Source organism: Streptomyces sp. NPDC093094 (assembly GCF_044754345.1).
Lineage (GTDB): Bacteria > Actinomycetota > Actinomycetes > Streptomycetales > Streptomycetaceae > Streptomyces.
Map to the genome: position 1 here is coordinate 78333 of NZ_JBIVOX010000024.1, position 17557 is coordinate 95889.

Annotated in this window: 18 protein-coding genes; 4 read left to right on the plus strand and 14 right to left on the minus strand. The window is 71.0% G+C overall.

The features are described from left to right. On the minus strand, positions 1-1781 hold a 1781-nt coding region (locus tag ACIQGV_RS34780), incomplete at its 3' end, for a helix-turn-helix domain-containing protein (RefSeq protein ID WP_402502122.1). A 124-nt stretch (positions 1782-1905) separates the two neighbouring features. On the opposite strand from ACIQGV_RS34780, the gene ACIQGV_RS34785 reads away from it, so the two are divergent. Both ACIQGV_RS34785 and ACIQGV_RS34790 read left to right on the plus strand, forming a co-directional pair. Beyond that, positions 1906-2103: a hypothetical protein gene (locus ACIQGV_RS34785; protein WP_402502125.1), complete on the plus strand. Its 198-nt coding sequence runs from the start codon at positions 1906-1908 to the stop codon at positions 2101-2103. A gap of 246 nt (positions 2104-2349) precedes the next feature. After that, positions 2350-2760: an Imm10 family immunity protein gene (locus tag ACIQGV_RS34790; RefSeq protein ID WP_402502128.1), complete on the plus strand. Its 411-nt coding sequence runs from the start codon at positions 2350-2352 to the stop codon at positions 2758-2760. Positions 2761-2930: 170 nt separating this feature from the next. On the opposite strand, the gene ACIQGV_RS34795 is transcribed toward ACIQGV_RS34790, so the two are convergent. The 12 genes from ACIQGV_RS34795 to ACIQGV_RS34850 all read right to left on the minus strand — a co-directional run bounded on the left by ACIQGV_RS34795 (position 2931) and on the right by ACIQGV_RS34850 (position 14769). Next, a complete protein-coding gene (locus tag ACIQGV_RS34795) occupies positions 2931-3842 on the minus strand; it encodes a replication-relaxation family protein (RefSeq protein WP_402502132.1) in 912 nt (303 codons plus the stop codon). A 215-nt stretch (positions 3843-4057) separates the two neighbouring features. Further along, on the minus strand, positions 4058-4768 hold the full coding sequence (locus tag ACIQGV_RS34800) for a hypothetical protein (protein WP_402502135.1): 711 nt from the start codon (positions 4766-4768) through the stop codon (positions 4058-4060). A 528-nt stretch (positions 4769-5296) separates the two neighbouring features. Beyond that, positions 5297-7288 carry an ABC transporter ATP-binding protein gene (locus ACIQGV_RS34805; protein ID WP_402502138.1) on the minus strand — a complete coding sequence of 664 codons (1992 nt, stop codon included), beginning with the start codon at positions 7286-7288 and terminating at the stop codon, positions 5297-5299. 455 nt (positions 7289-7743) lie between these two features. Continuing rightward, complete coding sequence (locus ACIQGV_RS34810) at positions 7744-8253, minus strand: hypothetical protein (protein WP_402502141.1); 510 nt, start codon at positions 8251-8253, stop codon at positions 7744-7746. Then, a complete protein-coding gene (locus ACIQGV_RS34815; protein WP_402502144.1) occupies positions 8253-9032 on the minus strand; it encodes an aldo/keto reductase in 780 nt (259 codons plus the stop codon). The genes ACIQGV_RS34810 and ACIQGV_RS34815 overlap by 1 nt, the downstream gene beginning before the upstream one ends. After that, entirely contained in the window at positions 9029-9631 is a 603-nt protein-coding gene (locus tag ACIQGV_RS34820) for an AAA family ATPase (RefSeq protein WP_402502147.1), read from the minus strand. The genes ACIQGV_RS34815 and ACIQGV_RS34820 overlap by 4 nt, the downstream gene beginning before the upstream one ends. Next, a complete protein-coding gene (locus tag ACIQGV_RS34825) occupies positions 9625-10227 on the minus strand; it encodes an exonuclease domain-containing protein (RefSeq protein ID WP_402502151.1) in 603 nt (200 codons plus the stop codon). Before ACIQGV_RS34825 ends, ACIQGV_RS34820 begins: the two co-directional genes overlap by 7 nt. Further along, positions 10224-11417, minus strand: coding sequence for a radical SAM protein (locus ACIQGV_RS34830; protein WP_402502154.1), 1194 nt, complete (start codon positions 11415-11417; stop codon positions 10224-10226). Before ACIQGV_RS34830 ends, ACIQGV_RS34825 begins: the two co-directional genes overlap by 4 nt. A gap of 25 nt (positions 11418-11442) precedes the next feature. After that, positions 11443-12495 (minus strand): nucleoside-diphosphate kinase, encoded by a 1053-nt coding sequence (locus ACIQGV_RS34835; protein ID WP_402502157.1) that lies wholly within the window; start codon positions 12493-12495, stop codon positions 11443-11445. Continuing rightward, entirely contained in the window at positions 12492-13472 is a 981-nt protein-coding gene (locus tag ACIQGV_RS34840; protein WP_402502160.1) for a thymidylate synthase, read from the minus strand. Before ACIQGV_RS34840 ends, ACIQGV_RS34835 begins: the two co-directional genes overlap by 4 nt. Positions 13473-13636: 164 nt before the next feature. Then, positions 13637-14230 carry a hypothetical protein gene (locus ACIQGV_RS34845; protein WP_402502163.1) on the minus strand — a complete coding sequence of 198 codons (594 nt, stop codon included), beginning with the start codon at positions 14228-14230 and terminating at the stop codon, positions 13637-13639. After that, complete coding sequence (locus tag ACIQGV_RS34850; RefSeq protein WP_402502166.1) at positions 14227-14769, minus strand: hypothetical protein; 543 nt, start codon at positions 14767-14769, stop codon at positions 14227-14229. The genes ACIQGV_RS34845 and ACIQGV_RS34850 overlap by 4 nt, the downstream gene beginning before the upstream one ends. Positions 14770-15165: 396 nt before the next feature. On the opposite strand from ACIQGV_RS34850, the gene ACIQGV_RS34855 reads away from it, so the two are divergent. Beyond that, the gene (locus ACIQGV_RS34855) at positions 15166-16521 is read left to right on the plus strand and encodes a tetratricopeptide repeat protein (protein ID WP_402502169.1); all 1356 of its coding nucleotides are present in this window, start codon (positions 15166-15168) and stop codon (positions 16519-16521) included. Position 16522: 1 nt separating this feature from the next. Beyond that, a complete protein-coding gene (locus ACIQGV_RS34860; RefSeq protein WP_402502172.1) occupies positions 16523-17059 on the plus strand; it encodes an NUDIX domain-containing protein in 537 nt (178 codons plus the stop codon). Positions 17060-17180: 121 nt separating this feature from the next. Here the strand turns inward: ACIQGV_RS34860 and ACIQGV_RS34865 are convergent, their stop codons facing one another. Beyond that, the gene (locus ACIQGV_RS34865; protein WP_402502175.1) at positions 17181-17522 is read right to left on the minus strand and encodes a hypothetical protein; all 342 of its coding nucleotides are present in this window, start codon (positions 17520-17522) and stop codon (positions 17181-17183) included. Positions 17523-17557: the final 35 nt, after the last annotated feature.

Below are 17557 nucleotides of genomic sequence, written 5' to 3' on the forward strand. Positions count from 1 at the left end.
GTGGTGTTGCCGTGGTCGGCGGCTTGGCGGGCGAGGGTTTCGGCGCCGGTCGGGTCTCCGGCGTTCTCCCGCCTCATGGCCAGGTTGTACAGGGCGTCGGTGTTGCCGTGGTCGGCGGCCTGCCGGAGAAGAGTCTCGGCGCCGCCCGGGTCCCCGGCTTCCTCTCGCCTCATCGCCAGGCTGAACAGGGCGCTGGTGTTGCCGTGGTCGGCGGCCTGGCGGGCCAGGTTCTCGGCGCCGCGCGGGTTCCCGGCCATCTCCCGGCTCATCGCCAGGATGAACAGGGCGTTGGGGCTGCCGTGGGCGGCGGCGAGGTGGAGCAGATGGTCGGCCCACTGCAGGCGGTGGCGTCTCCCGGCGGCCTGGGCGAGGTTGTTCAGGTCGTCGGGGTGGGTGAGGTGGGTGTGGGCGGCGTGCCAGAAGGCGGCGGGCGGGCACAGATGGCGGCGGGCGCTGCGGCCGTGCTGGTCGAGATAGTCGGCGAGCCGGAACAGCGGCCCCACCGCCTGCGAGGACGGCTCGGCCGCGGCTGCGATAAGGCTGGTCGGGTGCTGTGGGGGCCGGGGGGTGACGCGGGGCAGGGGGGCTTGCCTGCCGTGGACGGGTTCGGCGAGTTCGGCGTAAGCCTGTTCGGCCCAGTCGTCGGTCAGCCGGTCGTAGTCGAGGTCGGTGAGGTAGCCGGGGGCGGCACCGGTGAGAAAGGGCTGGGGGAGGTGGAGGCCGACGCCGAGGCGGCGTGCGTCCATCGCCGCTTCCAGCAGCGCCTTGGCGGCCGGGCCGGCGTGCTGGTAGCGGTTGAGGAGTTCCGGGGCACCGGCCAGATCCTGGGTCACCCGCCCCGTGGAGCCGGCGCGGGTGAGGGCACCGGCCAGCAGCCGGTCTCCGCCCTCGGCCAGGGCAGTCGCCTTGGCCAGGGCCTCGTCGTCGAAGACGTCGGAGACGGTCTGGGTGCGGCCGGCCAGGAGTTCCCGGACCCGGCTGTGCGGATCCTGCGCGCCGGGTGTGGGCAGGGTGGTGTACTTCTTCGCGTACTCGGGCCACAGCGTGCCCAGCACCAGGACCGGCCCGTGCTCCGGGCTGATCAGCAGGTGGTGGACGGCCGCCGCGATCTCCTCACCGGCCGTCCGGTCGCCGAGGTAGTGCTGGGCCTCGTTCAGCCACACCACCGTGCGCGGCCCCACATGCCGTAGATCCTCCAGCGCGGCCTTGGCCCGGGTGGGGTCGAAGGGGTGCCACAGCCGCCAGCCCCGGTCGGCCAGCGGCTGCACGGCCTCCCAGCAGGCCCGGGTCTTCCCGGTCGAGGAGGTGCCCACCAGGACCACGATCCGGCTGCGGCCGGACGCCGCATCCTTCACCGCCTCGGCCAGCACCCGGTCATGCTCGCGCCGTACGTATCCGGGCAGCATCCGTTCCTCGGGCGTATCGGAGCCCGAGGGAGCCCGGCCGGGCCCGGCGGGATGAACCTCCAGATCGTGCGGCTCCCACTGTCCGATCGGACGCCCCGGCCCGCCCGACACGGCCGTGCCGGGCTCCGCGGCCGCGGTCCGCTGCAGCTCCAGCAGCTCCTCCACCGGCAGCCTCAGCGCGCGGGCCAGCGCCGCCACCGTCTCCGCCGACGGCACCGGCTTCCGAGGCGAGAGCGCCTCCGACACCGTGGTGCGCCCCAGCTGTGCCCGGCGAGCGAGCTGGGTCTGGTTCAGCCGGGCCTGGGCCAGTCCGCCGGCCAGCCGTCGGCGCAGTTCGGTGAGCGCCGGCTCGTGGCCGTCCTGCCCGTCTCGCACGTGCCCGCCCTCCGGCATCTGATGTGTTCGCCGATGTTCATGTTTGTCCCGGCGAACCCCGGCGCACACCGTTTCCGGGACTTTCGACCACGTCAGCACCCCTACCGCCTGCAGGGAGCCTGCCGTGACCGTCGCCCTCGTCCTCCTGACCACCGCACTCGTGATCATCGTCGCACTGCTCGCCGCGGCCGGCGCGGGCAAGCTCGCCCGCCTGGACGGCGCCACCTGGCCTACCGCCCTCACCCGCGCCGCCACCGTCTTTGCCGCGGTCATCACCCTCGCCGCCACCGTCACCGCAGCCCTCGCCGCCCTCCTCACCTGAACCAGCACTCAGCCGGGGCAGGCTTCCGGACCGCCTTCGCCCATGTTCAGCTGCAGGGACCCAAGGTTCCCTTGCAGGGGCGGGGCCTGCGGCGTCCGGTCGTCGGCAGTGCCACCTCCGGCCTCCGGGCGGTCTGCTCAGCGGTCGGCCGCCAGCTGGCGGCCGGACATGGTGGCGTCCCAGTGACGCTCGAACGGCGGTGTTCCTGCCTCGGGCTGCGCCTGAGCGCGTTGATAGAACCGCGTCATGACGTACAGATTCACGGCCCGTGCCGCCGGAGCAGAGATAGATCCCGACGGCTACTCCACCGAGGCCGGCCTTGCCGAGCGCGAGGACGGCAGGGGCTTCATCCTGCTGTTCATGGCGGGCGAAGAAGATCCCGACGACCAGGAGGTCGCTCTGGGAATGGACACGCACTGCCTGGTCACCGCCGGTCAGGGGACCGCCTACGGCTGCGTGCGCGAAGCGGTCCTGGAAGGCGACACCCTCCGCGTCTCATTGGATCCGGAGGCGCTGGAGAGTCTGGGGCTGGACGACAGCGAGATCGAGACCGCCATCGAAGTACCGGCCGAGGACGTCGCCCGGTTCCGGGAAGTCCTCGCCCAGGTGCTGGCCTACGGACGGGCGGATGCCCTGCCCGCACGCGTGGTGCTCTGACTCCCCGCGGGCGAGACCGGCGACGAGGGGCGGCAGGCGGTCATTCCCGCCCGCTGCGCTTGTGAACAAAGCCGCTGGTGCCCTCGGCCGGGGCTGTTGCCCTTGTGGTGCGTTTCGGTGGTCTGGTGGGCGTACCAGATTGCCGTGACGTACATCTGCCGCCGCGCGTCTCACAGTTCCGTCCACGGCCGCACCCTGCCGCCGGTCAGCGGTGTCCACACCGGCTGTCCCGGTCCGTGCTGCTCGAGGTCCTCGAGGATCGCGGCGCCCAGGCGGACCTCCCGGGCCAGGTCGGCGACGAGCAGGTGGCGGGCGGTCATCGCCTGCAGATCCCCGATCCGGTCCTGCAGCCGGGTGCGCGCTGCACCGGTGAGGATGAACAGCACGCGGGGGAAGGCGGGGTACCAGCGCAGCCAGGACGGCCCCGCCGAGGGCTGCCGGCGCCGGCCGGGGGCCTGGGGCTCGTAATGGAACAGCCGGGCGTACTCGATCAGCTTCGCCGCGAGGCGCTCGCTGCTCATGGTGGTGCGGTCGACCTCGATGAACGCGCGGAGTTTGCGGCGCTGTTCGGGGCTGGTGGCGGTGTAGTACATCAGCGCGTCGGCGACCAGGCGCTGTCCGTCGCCGATGGTGTGGGAGACCTCCGGGGTCCAGTCCCAGGGCCCGTGCTCGTGTCCGTGGCGGCGGGCGTCCTCGGCGAACGTCAGATGCGCGCGGACGACGGCGAGAGTGTGCGGGGTCTTCAAAGAGGCCGCCGTCGCCGACGTCACCGGGTAGGGCGGGCGCCCGCCCAGGAGGGGCAGGCCCCGGATCACGCGGGCCCCGGCCTCGGTGAGATACCAGGCGTTGGTCCTCGTCCGGTTCGCCTCGTGCAGCACCGTGAAGTCGGTGTAGCCGCCGGCGCGCAGATGGTTCAGCACCCGCGACAGCAGCTGCCGCGACCCCGTCGGGCGCAGCATCCTGCGCAGCTGGCCGGTGGTGGCGATCCGGTGCTGGCCGAGCGCGGCCAGCACCTGCGGCGCCAGCGTGTCCGCCGGGCTCGGCGCCAGCGCGCGCGATGCCCGGCTGCGGCTGTGGGGCATGACAGTGTGTCCCTCCGGGGCTGACGGCGGTGGTCCTTGCTGTCGAGGAAAGCCGCTCACCCCGACCACAACCCCGACCACCAGACCCCGACCACGGTCACGAACGGGACACAACTGCCCTGGTACGCCCCGTGGTCGCCCCGCGGCGGCCGTACCACGCCCCGCCCGCCATCGAGCACGGCGGGCGGGGCGCGGTACGGGTGCCGGGCCGGTTTCTAGCGTCCCGCACGCCGCTGGGCGGCCTGATCGAGGATCCGCCGTCGGGTCCAGCGCCGGCGTCCGCCCTTCTCGCTGAGCGCATCGGGTGTCGCCAGGTGGGGGAGGTTTCCCTGGGCGATGCTGGAGGAGAAGGAGTTGACGCTCTTGAACCCCAGCAGCACCGCCGCCTGCGTGGCCCCGAGCAGCTCGTCGGGGTCGCCGTCGAGGGGAACGTCCGGCAGGGCCGGAGCGCTGCGTGTGGCGCCGGTGCGTTTGCCGCGGCCGGGCCGGGTGGCCATCCAGTCGGTCAGCGTCTGCACGCGCCATTGCAGGCGCCGGTAGGGGTTGTCGGCGGTCCCCATCTCCTCGACGTGGTCGGGTGCGGGGAAGTAGCCGGGGTGGTCGCGGACGTAGGTGGTGACCTGGTTGGGATTCTTGTAGCCCAGGAACCGGGACGCCTCGGCGGCGTTGAGGAGTTCCTGCGGGTCGCGGGCGGGCGGGGTGTGGCTGCGCAGGCGGGCCTGGCCGCGGTGGGCGAACCAGGCGGTGACGTCGGCGTGGTTCCACAGGCGGGCGCGGCCGCGCTGTCCGGCGGTCTCGGGGAAGGGGGTGCCGGCGGCGTTGGGGGTGCGGCTGGTGTAGAGGCCGCTGATGCGGGCGGGGGTGAGGCCGTGTTCGGCTGCGATCTCGGCGGCGTCGGCCAGGCGGGGCTCATCGCGCGAGGTCATGGCAGGGGTGTCCCTCCAGATCGGGGGCGGTCCGGTTCTCCCGGCCCGCACTTCACATAATGACAGGATCGAAGGCTGGAGGCCAGTGCCTGAACCCGCCCCCGGCTCGGGGATGGCCGGGAGTGGTTCATGCCGCGGGGACGAGGGCTGCTCGCGGCGGGCTGTGTCGTGGGCCAGCGGCGCGGTGTGGGCCTTCCCTGTGGCAGCTGGCGTCCGGGTTGTCGGCTTCCTTCAGACGGCCGGGCAGCGAGGTCGTCGGTCAGTCGAAGTGCCCAGGCGCGCAGCGCGCTGGTGGTGGTGTCATCGACTCCGTAGGCGGTGGAGGTCGTCGGTTCATTCGGTGCCGGTGAGGTTCGCCTGTGGCTCATCACGGTCGAGGCGGCCCCCGGCGCGTGCGGCTGGCCGAATTCCTGGAGTTCGGTGTTGCTGCAGCGGTGCGGGGCTGTGCATACGTCGATCAGGTCACGGGGTGCTCTGCGGTCGGCGAGGGCGCAGCCATGCGGTGTCGGGCCGGGTTTTTCGTGCGGGTCAGGCGGGGTCCGGGATGCTGGGTTCGGCGGGTTTGGGGACGGCGGGTGTGGGGGCGTACTGGGTTGCCTGGGCGTGGAACATGGTGGCGTAGCGGCCTTGTGCGGTGATGAGTTCGTCGTGGGTGCCGTGTTCGGCGAGGCGTCCGTGGTGGAGGACGTAGATGTGGTCGGCGTGGCGGACGCCGGACATGCGGTGGGTGACCAGGACGACGGCCCGGTCGGGGGCGGCGAGGCGTCGGATGCGGTCGAACGCTTCGATCTCGGCCTGCGGGTCGAGGGCGGAGGTGGGTTCGTCGACGATGAGGATGCTGTCCGCGTGCGCGGTGGCGCTGCGCCAGTGGGTGCGGGCGAGTCCGATCTTCTGCCATTCCCCGCCGGAGAGTTCGACGGCTCCTCGGAACATGCGGGCCAGCAGGCTGCGCAGGCCGTCGGGGAGCCGGGTGATCAGGGGGCCGGCGCCGGCGTAGTCGACGGACGGCTGCAGGTCCTCGGGGGTGGCGGCGCGGGTGGGGCGGCCGAGGCGGATGTTCATTTCGGCGGTCACGGGCCAGCGCTGGAAGTCCTGGGTGAGCAGGCCGACGCGCTCGAAGACCTGCGCCCGGTCCAGTCCGGTGACGTCCGCGTCTCCCCAGCGCAGGGTCCCGGCCTGCGGCAGCAGCAGCGCCGAAAGGATCTTCATTAGGGTGCTCTTGCCGGAGCCGTTCTCACCCACCACGGCGGTGACCGAGCCCATCGGCAGCGTCAGCGACACCTCCTTCAGGGCGGCCGTGTCACGGTCGGGATAGCGGTAGGAGACGCCGTCGAGCACGACCTGCCTGATCCGCTGCGGCACCGGGGCGCCGCCGGCGGGGATGGTCCGGCGGGCCGCCTGGTCCAGGAACCGGCCGTGGTCGCGGACGTAGAGGGACTCCTCGTGGAGCTGGTTGATGTTCATCACCAGCGCGCCCAGGCTCGCCGAGCCCGTGCGTACCGCGATCACGGCGGTCCCGGCGACGGCCAGGCTCATGTGCCCGGCCGTGATCAGCCAGAACAGGGCCCCGTACGTCGCAGCCATCGCCACACCCGACAGCGCTGAGGCAACCCATTCCGTCAATGCCTTGCTGGAGGCGAGGCGTTCCTGCTCGCTCTCGGCGCTCTCGGCCATCCGCTGGTAACGGCTCAGAAGGAATGTGCCGACGGCGTGCAGGCGGACCTCCTGCGCGGCGGTGCGCTCGGTGAGCAGGTTGCCGATGAGCCGGCCGGCCCGTACGTGCTCGATCCAGCTCATCACCGACACGTACCGCTCCTGGGCCACGCGCATCGCGCCCCAGCCGCGCGGGGCTGCGATGAGGATCAGCAGCGGCAGCAGGGCGGGATGGAGCACGGCCAGCACGCCGGCGGTGGCGATCAGGGAGATCAGGCCGTTCAGCGCGGCGACACAGGCGCCGATCATGCGCCGGGCAGCGCCGGGACCGTGCTGGGCGACGTCGACGAGCCGCCGGAAGTCGGGGTCGTCGATGGCTTCCAGCTCGACGTTCGCGGCAGCCGCGAGGTACTGGGTGGTGGCGGTCCGCTCGACCTTCGGCTCCAGCCGCCCCGCACGGGAGGTGGACCAGGCAGCGAGGACAGAGTTCACGGCACCGATCGCGCCGACGGCCAGCAGGCCGGGTAACAGCTCGGTGAGCCGCTCGGCGGCAGGGCCGCTTCCGGCGATCAGGGCGTGCATGACGGCGTTGACGGCGAGCAGGCCGAGGGCCGCGGCGATTCCCTGGCCGATCTCACTGACCGCGACGGCGCCCAGCGCGCGCCGGTCGGCCTGCCACGCCATGCGCAAGGTCGCGCCGGCGAGGGAGGGCATGGAGCGCAGCGCGGACGTCATGGTCAGGTCGAGCCCGGCATGCTCATACTGGGACCAGCCCATGTCGTAGCGCAGCGGCCCGCCGAACAGCTCCTGCTCGGCATCGCTCACCTGCGCCTCGGTCATCTTCACCGGCTTGAAGAAACTCTTCACCGGGTGCCTCCCTCGGCGGGCCGGTTCACGGCACCGGGGGACGGGCCCCGGGTGGTGGGGGCGGTGCAGTGGCGGCAGCTGTGGCGGTGTTTCTCCATCGGCATGCAGATCAGTCCTTCGTGTCGTGCTGCAACGATCGGTGTGGTGAGCCTTCCGGCCTGGGACCGCGCGGAGCCGGCGGTCTGCCGGCAAAAGCCTGCGCTCGTCGCGTGGTTGCCACCGGGTGGACGGCAGCTGCTGGCCACGCGGCGCTGGTGTTCACTGTTCGTGGCCGGCGGCAAGGCTGTCGCGGATGACTTGGTTGCTGGTCTTGAGCGCCCCGCTCGGGTCCCGTTGCACTTGGTCGGGAACTGTTCCTGCTCCGAGGGCGCAGGCTTGCATGAGTGTGCGGCCGTCGTGTGCTTGGCGTTGTGTGGCGAGCGCGGCGAGGTGGCGCTCGGTTGCGCCCGGGAGCGCTATCGGTGGAGGGCTGGGGGTGCTTGGGGCTGCACGACATCGGTGTCGATGCATGCGGTGTCTCCGGTCGCCAGGGCCTGCAGACTCACCAGGAGACGTATCCGTCCGGTGGGCCACTGGTCCAGGAGCTGCAGGGTCGGCATGACGCGTACGGTGGCCCGGGGGTCGCGGTATGCCAGGCAGGTCACGGCTTCACGGGTCATCGGTGCTGCGGCGATTATGTGGGTGATCACCTTCCTGCGTCGCATCTGCCTGCGGTCGACGGCGACGCGCCGCAGGAGCCGCAGCCCGCCGGAGGGATCGGTGAGCACCCGGTAGCCGGCTTCCTGCGGGGTCTGGCCGTCGCCCACGGCGCCCACGGGAAGCATCGGCATGCCGCACAGGTCGACGACGGTGATGCCGTCGGCTCCGACCGGGACGAGCAGCGAGACGCCGATCACCGGCGGTCGCCAGTTTTCGTAGGGGGCGTGAGGGGGCTGAGCGGGCACGGTGGCCGTCTGGGTGGGCATCAGGCGGGGCCGTTCTGCACGGCGGCCACGATGTCATCGAGGTGCTGGGGCCGGCTGGTGCTGAGGATGGCGGCGATGTGCGGGCCCTGGGAGAGGAGCCAGTGCAGTGGGGCGGCGGGGCCGTAGGCGCGGGCGAGGACACCGGCGTCCAGGGGGCGGTAGGCCACGTAGGGGATGTTGAGGTTGCGGCACAGTTCCACGGCCGGGTCATGGTGGTCGGTGGTGTTCAGTACGTTCTGCACCGCGGCGACGGGCCGGTGCGCGGCGACGTACCGGATGTCGTCGGTTGTGACCTTCGACAGGCCGAGGTGCCCGATCTTCCCCTCGTCCTGTAGGGCGTGCAGCACGGCGATCTGCTCCTCGGGCGGGACGTGGGGGTCGATGCGGTGCAGGTAGCACAGCTCGAGTCGCTCCACCTTCAGGCGGCGCAGGCTCGCTTCGACGCAGGCTCGCAGGTAGAAGGGGTTGCCGAGCGGTTTCCATTGGTCGGGGGCGGGGCGGACCATGCCGACCTTCGTGGCGATCAGTACATGGTCGGGGTAAGGGTGGAGCGCTTCGCGGATGAGGTGTTCGACGGTGTGGGGGCCGTAGGCGTCGGCGGTGTCGATGTGGCTGATGCCGTGGGTGTGCACGGCCCGGCGCAGCACGCTGAGGGCTGTGTCGCGGTCGTCCGGGTCGCCCCATGTTCCGGAGTTGGTCAGTCGCATGGTGCCGAAGCCGAGGCGGGAGACGGTTTTCCCGGCGATGGTGATGGTGCCGGCGGGCGGGGTGGGGATCATGCGGGCTGCTCGGTGAGGCAGCGCCGGATGGCGACGTCGACGGCGTGTGCCTGGCTGTCGGGGTCGCTGGTCACCCGTTGGTGGGTGATGACCTCGCCTGCCAGGAGACGGTGCACGCAGTTGTCGACGAGGCGCCGGAAGGCGGCGTCGTAGTCGTGGCTGGTGTCAACGGGCACGCTCTCGTCGAGCACGGTCGCCAGCAGCAGGTCGTACTTGGGGAGCTGGGTGGAGGCGAGGATCAGGAGGCGTTCGCGCTCGAGCCGGGGCGGGGTCTGGGCCCGGAACGCCATCGCGGCGTCGTAGTAGGCGATGGCGTCGTGGGCGGCGCGGTCGATGAGGACGACTTCGGGGCCCTGCGCGGCGGCGTGGGTCTCGTCGAGGATGCCCTGGGCGATGATCCACTCGGTGGACCGGGCGGTGTGGTGCTGCATCTTGGGCAGGCCGGCCGCGGCGGCGCGCTTGCCGAGCCGGCCGGTGCGGGCCACGGTGAGGCCGTGGCCGCGCAGCTCCATCTCTATGCGCTTCAGGAGCGTCGTTTTGCCTGTCGCATGGGTGCCGAGAACGGCGATGCGGAAGGGCTCGGGGGAGGAGGTCACCACAGGGTGGGGTCCTTTTCTGGCTCGGGGGCGCCGGGCAGGCCGGGCGGCACGGCCGCCGCGACCAGTTGGTCCCAGGTGTCGTAGCGGGAGGCCATGGCGATGAGGATCTGAGCTGTGGCGAAGGCGTCGAAGGTGGCCCGGTGCCGGGCGCCTGGTGCTTCGCGCAGGTCGGGCTGCACGTGTTCGATGAGTTTGTCCAGGGTGTACTTGCCGAGGTCGGGGAAGGCGTCCTTGGCCAGCCGGAGGGTGTCCAGGACGCCGGCAGGCTCCCAGCCGGGCAGGTGCGCGCTGAGCACGCGGTAGTCGGTGTGCGCGTGGTGTGCGCAGATCCAGGTGTTGCCGAGGAAGGCGTGGACCTGGCCTGCTACTTGGTCCCACGTCGGCTGGTCGGCCAGGACGTCGTTGGTCAGGCCGTGTACCCGGGTGGCGAAGGGGGTGAGGGGGCGGTTCGGGCGGGTCAGCCACCAGCCCGCGGTGCTTTTGTCGGGGTGTCCGTCCCGGATGGGCAGCGCGGCGACTTCGACGAGGTCGGGCGGGTTGGTGCCGTTGCCTTCGACATCGACGACGAGCAATGCGGGCCAGGTGGCGAAGTTCATGGCGTGTCGGGTCCGTCCTCCGCCTCCCAGCCGATGGAGGCCCGGCCGTGCTGGCGGTAGTGGTGGGGCTTGCTCCGGTCGTGGCACTGGTAGCCGAATCCGTGCTGCAGGTAGTAGCGGCGCGGCTCGTCCAGTCCCTCAACGACGATGGCACGGTCGTTGACCGCGACGTCGCCAGTTGCTCCCAGGGCGTGCGCTTCGCGTGCGGCGGCGTCCACCGCCGGTCTGGTCCAGGCCTTCTTGCACAGCGCGATCTGGTCGGGCGGGCAGATGTCGCACAGTTCCCGAACGCCGTAGTGGCCGTTGTAGTCGGCCTCTCCCCAGGCGTGGGCGACTGCGCAGCTCGTCTTGCGGAACAGCGTTCCCCACTCGGCGCCTCCGGCGGCCTGGTTAGGGGCGAAGGCATCCAGGATTCGCCGCTCCGCCTGCTCCGGCATGATCTTCCGCCGGGCCGCCTCGGTGTATGGGACCGGCAGGCCGTGGTCCTCGTAGTAGGCCTTGATCTCGTCGCGGAAGAACAGGCCTGTGAAGACGGTGGCGTGCGCGTGCAGGGACAGCTCGCGGGCTTGCCCGAGGTGTTCGTCGGAGTCGTTGAGGCCGGGCACGATCGGCCGCCAGTACAGGACCGTGCGGTAGTTCTGGGCGTGCTCGTGGAGCATGCGGAGGCTGTCGGCGGCGTATGCGGAGTTGACGGGTTCGATCTGCGGGTGGTCGATGCCGGAGTGGGTGACGAGGAGCGTCAGACGCAGATTCTTGAAGGAGTTGAGCACGGCGCAGTCGTCCGTGTTCACCCGCCACCGGGTGATGACGAGGACGTGGTTGGTCAGGCCCTGTCCGTCGAGCAGCCGCAGAACCTCGAACGTGTGAGGCTTGACCACCGGCAGCATCGGGTCGGTGGCCCGGTTGAACACCTGGACGGGGGTCCTGTGCGGCCTGAAGTAGGGGTGGCCGACCAGCAGGGCGACGGCGGCTTCGTCACTCATCAGCGCCCGCGGCGTCTTCATCTCGAAGTTGCCGAACAGATGCCGGACGCAGTAGCCGCAGTCCAGCGGGCAGCCGACGACGTGGTTCAGCGACAGACCCGATTTGCGGTACTCGATCACGTCGGCGAGGGCGGGAGCGAGCGAGCTGCTCTGCTCGGCGTTCAGAAGGGGCAGCATGCGGTGGCGCGGCACGGAAGAGGCAGTCACGGGGACCTCCGAGGCAGGGAGCCGGTCAGCGTCGGGTGAGCGTGGGCTGGAGGGGCACGTCGGCCGACAGCGCGGTGAGCAGCCTGCGGCGCTGGGCGCCGTACCAGGTGCCGAAGTCGCGGCGGGCCGCGTCGGCATCGTCGGAGGTGTGCACCAGGTTGTGCACAAGGCGTTCTTGTTCGACAGCGGCCTCGAGACTGTCGTTGCCGAGGTCCCCGCGGATGGTTCCGGCGGCGGCACGGGTGGGGTCGAAGTGCCCGATGAGCTGCCGCAGCCGGTCGTGGACGCCGCCCTCGCCGTGCGCGAGGGCGACGGTGACCTGCTTGCCCGCATAGGCGTTGTCCAGGCACGCGGGGATGTCACGGTCGGGGAAGTGGTCCGCATCGACCAGGAGGTCCCAGTAGTGCACGTGCACTTGCCACGGCTGCACGGTGACGTCGATCCGGCCGGCGATCTCGGCGCCGGCGGCGGCGATCCGGTCCAGTACGGCATCGACCAGGCCCCGCGAGACGGCGTCCGGCTTGCACAGAACGACCGAGCAGTGGTCGAAGTCGGTGACCTCCAGGCGACCGCCCGGCCCGTACCACGTGCCGAACTCGCGGCGCGCCCCAGCCGGATCGTCGGAAGTGTGGACCAGGTTCCGCACGAGCCGGTTCTCTGCCCGCGCGACGGCAACGCTGTCGTCGCCCAGCTCGCCGCGGATCGTCCCGGCTCCAGCGCGGACCGGGTCGGTGTGGCCGATGAGCTGCCGCAGCCGGGCGTGGATCCCCGGCTCGCCGTACGCCAGAGCCAGCGTGACGGGCTGCCCCGCGTAGGCGGCGTCGATGTACGCGGGCAGATCGCGTATGGTGCGACGGCCGGTGCCAGCGAGCATGTCCCGGTAGGCCACGTGCGCCTGCCACGGCTGGGTGACGACGTCCATGCGGTTGGTGACGGTGAAACCCGCGGACGCGACCATCTCCAGGATGCGTGAGGTCAGCCCGCGCGCCACGGCGTCGGGCTTGCACAGGACGACCGCCCACCGGTCGAAGTCGACCCCGTCCACCACGGCGCCGCTCATCGGCTTGCCCGCGCTCAATGGGCACCTCCCCCGACTGCCGCGGCGCAGGCCGGCCACTTGCGGACCATCAGCCAGCGCAGGCCCGGGTCAAGGGCGTGCAGAAGCGCCGGATCGACGGTGGCGACCTGGTCGTGCTGGATCTGCCGGTACAGCTCGAACAGCATCACGACCTGCTGCCAATACGGATGCAGGCCGAGATGGCTTTGGATGTGCGGCGCGTTGTAGCGCAGCTCGTTCGTGCGGAGTGCCTCTTCGTGGACCAGCAGCCGCTCGATGGTCACGGCGGTGGTGTCCTCGGGCAGGGAGGGGAAGGCGAAGTGCACGGCAGGGCCGCTGGCTGCCTCGTCCAGCACACGGCGGACCCGGTCGGCGTTGTGGTCGTTGACGTGCGCGGAGCCGATCGTGTGCGTGTACGTGCCCAAGCGCAGACCGAGTTGCACCGCCGCGAACTCCTGGATCATCGTGAAGGAGAACACATCGGACAGCAGGCCGCAGTCGAGATCGTTCGCCCGCATGTTGCACACCATGTGCAGGTGGCCATCCCGGGGCAACAAGTGCAGGCCGGCGAGGCACGCGACATCCGGATTGGAGCGGTCGGCGAGCTCGGCTGTCGAGAACACCGACAGGTAGCCGCGTTTGCTGTCCCGCTCGTTCAGCAGGAGCTCGACGACCAGGTCGAAGGGAGACTGACCCCCGTCGGCGGAGTTGAAAAGGGTGTAGCCGTATGCGGACCCACCGAGGTGGACGCCGTCCGTACAGCTGGAACGGATGGACGGTGCGTAGTAGCCGATCATGTCCACGTCGCGGCGGCCGGCCAGGTACCAGAGCGCTTCGGCGAACTGGAAGACCGGGTTGGTTTTGCGTTCGGCCAGGTAAGGCAGCCGCTGGCGCGGATCGGGCAGACGGAAGCTGACACCGATCACCTCGCGCGCCGCGTTGCCGCGAGCCTCGATCTGGTGCTCGGGCTCCCTCGTCGCGAGCTGCAATAGGGCCACGTATGCGTCTCTGACGCTGGGATAGGTGGGCGCTGTGATCAAGACATTCTCCTGAGAGGGGGCGGGTGAGGTTGCTGCCTGCCCGATTGCCGCAGAGTCAGGGTCGTGCGACGACCGGGCAGGGCGTGCCTGCGGAGATGGGGGCGGGATGCCGTACGCGGGGTTCAGGCGATCGTGCCGAGCGCGGATGCCAGTAGCGTTTCGTGGGGTGCGGGTCCGGGTTGGAACTGGTCGAGGAGCTGGCGCAGTGCGGTGGGCGGGACGAGGCGGTCGCCGCGGCAGGGCCGCAGCCAGTACGGTCCGGGCGGCTCCGTCGCCGACATGGGCGGCAGGGCCAGGTGGTGCGGCCGGCCGAGGCACAGGGCGTGGCGGTGGGGCGCCCATTGTTCGCTGGTGCCGGGCGGGACGAGCCAGATCAGCCAGGAGCGGTGGGGGTCTTCGATGACGGGTCCGCACGCGTCGGCCGGTTCGCCGCTCGTGTGCTGGATGCCGTCCATGACCGCGACGGCGGCGTGGGCCTGGGGGCCGCTGGCGGTGACGACGATGTCGAACAGGTGCCCGCCGAGGGGGAGCTGGAGCACGTCCTGCTGCTGGAGCGCCATCAAGCTGCGTACGCGGGCGGCGAGGTCGCCCATGTCGGAGGCCACCTGCTGCGGTTCGATGGTTCCGCTGGTGGCCGTGAAGCCGACGGGGGCCGGGGGTGGCAGGTCCCTGTCCGGGATCAGCTGGCGGCGGGGTAAGTGTCCGGTGAGGCTCACGACCAGTCTCCCTCGTCGACCGGGCGCAGGACCGCGGTGACTGTCTTGCCGGTCACGTACCCGTCGGCGTCCAGAGTCTGCTCCCACGACAGGCGGGCGCCGTAGTGCTGCACCCACCACAGGCCGCTGCCTCGCGAGGGTGCGCAGGAGATCGTGCGGAAGTCCGGAAAGGCGGGATCGGCATCGTCGACCTCGATGTGAAGCTCGTCCGTGTCCGGAAGGACCGTCAGCCGCACTCCGATACAGCCGTCGTGGAACGGTGTGCCGTGGCGGGCGGCGTTGTCGACGAGCTGGTCGCTGATCTGTCCGGCGGCGTCGATGTTGCCGGCCCAGCAGACCGCTGTGAGCCGGGGTCGGACCCGGAGGCGGGCGTTGGGGCCGGATGCCTCGTTCGCCAGCAGCTTGGAGGACCAGCGGAAGCGGAAGGCCTCCGGCTCCGGCCGCAGGGCGGCTGTGGCGACGGATCGGTGGGGCTGCGGGGCGTGCTCGGTTGCGTTTCTGAACGCCGAGGGGGCGATGCCCTGCGTCGGGGGTTGCACGGGGGGACTCCCTGGCTCTTGGGGTGGTGCGCTCTCAGGGAAGGCGAGGTCAGCAGTCGGCCGATTTCGACCGGGTTGATCGTGATGCGTCGGCCGTCGGCCTGGGTGCCGGGCAAGCGGTCCCGGTACGCCCGAACGCCTGGGGCAGCTCGGCCGTGAGGCCGTGTCGTCGATGACGGTCACGGTGTCTCCGTCAGGTCCGGGAACAGCAATGCCCGAACCAGTAGTGGGGGTAAAGAACTACGGGGAACCGCCCGGACCAAGAGAGGCCCTGGATGACGGTCACCTCGTTCTGGGCGGCTGCTGATAAGTGAACCGGCTGTCACGCTCAGTGGGTACGGTGGACGGCAGTTGAAGCGGTATACGCGGTTTACAGTCCCGGAGTAGGAGACAGTCGTGGCGGCGCAGAAAGACCCCAACTCCCGCTTGCGCGATGCCATCGACGCTGCCCGCTGTACCTTCGAAGCCCTCGCCCGAGACGTTCAGCGCATCGCCGCCGAGAACGGCGAGATCCTCCAGACCAACAAGTCGGCCATTTCCCACTGGGTGAACGGCACCCGCACCCCTTCGGGCCGCGTCGGTCAGTACCTGGCCGAGGCGCTGTCCCGCCGAACAGGACGCCCGGTCACCCAGACCGAGATCGGCCTCCGTGCTGGTGGTGCCGAGGAGCCGGCGGAGTCCGACCCGGTCATCGCGGTCACCGACCTGGGCCGCGCCGATGTCGAACGCCGCCGGTTCCTCGCCGTCGCGGCCTTCACCACAGCCGGCGTCGCCATGCCCCTCGGCTACAACCACGAGGCCACCGCCCGCATGCTGCGTGCCCGCACCGGCGCGTCCCTGGTCGGGGCGGACGACGTGGACGTCGTCCGCCAGATCACCGCGGCCTTCAGCGCCGCCGACGAGCGCCTCGGCGGCGGTCACGGCCTGACCACGGTGACCGCCTACCTCGCAGACACCGCCGCTCCCATGCTTCGGGGCCGGTTCTCGAACGAATCCTTACGGCGGGCCGCGTTCGGCGCGGTCGCCGAGCTGGCCTACCTTGCGGGGTGGAAGCACCACGACCTCGGCCAGGAGGGCGCCGCCCAGCGGTACTACCAGGTCGGCTACCAGCTCGCCTGCGAGGCGGACCCGCACGGGCACGCCGCCTGGATGATGCGTGCCCTCGCCCACCAGTCCCTGAGCCTCAAACAGCCCCACCACTGCGTCGACCTGGTCGAATCCGCCCTGCGCACAGGCCTCGGCCACGTAGACAGTCAGACCGAGGCCCTCCTTCACATCACCCACGCCCGCGCATACGCGGCCGTCGACGAGCACCCCTTGGCAGCGCGCGCCCTGCTCGCTGCCGAGGACGCCCTCCTGCGCGACGACGGGCCCCAGCCCAGCTACTCCCGCGTAAGCGGCCCCGCCGCTGGCACCGTGGCCAGCCACACCGCCCGCACTCTGACCGACCTCGCCGACCACACCGGCACCGAACAGCAGCACCGCGACGCCCTCACCCGCTGGGATCCCGACAAGTACAAGCGCGTCCACGCCCTTACCCACGCCGACCTCGGCGACAGCCTCGCCGCCCAGGCCCGCGCCGACGAAGCCGTCGACGCCTGGACCCGGGCCCTGCTCCTCATGGAGGGCATGACCTCCGACCGCACCCGCACGGCAATCACCTCGATCCGCTCCACCCTCGCGGTCTACCAGCGCCGCCGAGTTCCCGGCGCCGCCGATCTCGCCCGCCGCGCCCGCCAAGCACTCGCCTAACATGCCCGACAACCCGCCCGACGAAGGGATCACCGTGGCCCGGCAGACCGACGACCGCTCCCCAGCCCTCAAGCCAGCACTCGAATCGATGACCTTGCTGGTCGCGGCCGTCATCGTCCACGACAAGGCCACCAACCGCGTCGTCCTTCTCCAGCGCAGCGAAAACGCCAAGTTCGCCCAGGGTCTGTGGGACCTGCCCGTCGGCAAGAGCGAACCAGGCGAACCCATCACCGAAACAGCGGTACGCGAGCTCTACGAAGAGACGGGACTCACCGTGAAGCCCGACTCTCTCAAGGTCGCCCACATCATCCACGGCGCCTGGGGCGTCGAAGCCCCCAACGGCTTCCTCACGGTGGTCTTCGCCACCCACGAATGGACCGGCGAACCGGAGAACCGCGAACCGCGCAAGCACTCCCAGGTCTGCTGGGTCGATGGCGAAGCCATCCCCGAAGCCTTCGTCGACACCACCGCCAGTGCCCTGCGCCACTATCTGAGCAAGGGCTCGGACGTCTCCCTGGACGGCTGGCCGGTCATGTGAACAATGGGCGTCCGCCGTTCTGTGATTCCCGCACCCGCGAGGATGGACTCGTCCGTATGCCGCGGGGTCGTCGACCACGAACCGGTCCGCGCGGCTCTCGTCGGGGATGGCCGGAAGCGGTTCATTCCTCCGGGATCAGGGACACCCCGCGCCGGGCCGCGTCGTCGGTCATCTCGGTGTAGGCCAGCGCCGCGGGCGTGCCCTCCCATTCGGCGAGGACGAGCAGCAGGACGAGTTCGTCGCGGTCCTGGGACGGGTCGCCGGGCATGCCGGCCGCGGTGGCGTCCGCCGCGAGCTCCTCCCGCGACAGAGCGGCAACACGCGCCGTGACGATGTGGCGGAAGGCGGTAAATCCCTGGTGGTACAGGCCGTGCGCTTCGCGCAGGAACACCAGCAGGCTCACCTCGTCGGCGGCGGGTGCGGCGGCGACCAGGTCGAGCAACCGCTGGAGGGTGGTCGTCATCGTCATCAGCATGCCTTCCCGGGCGGTGCGGATGC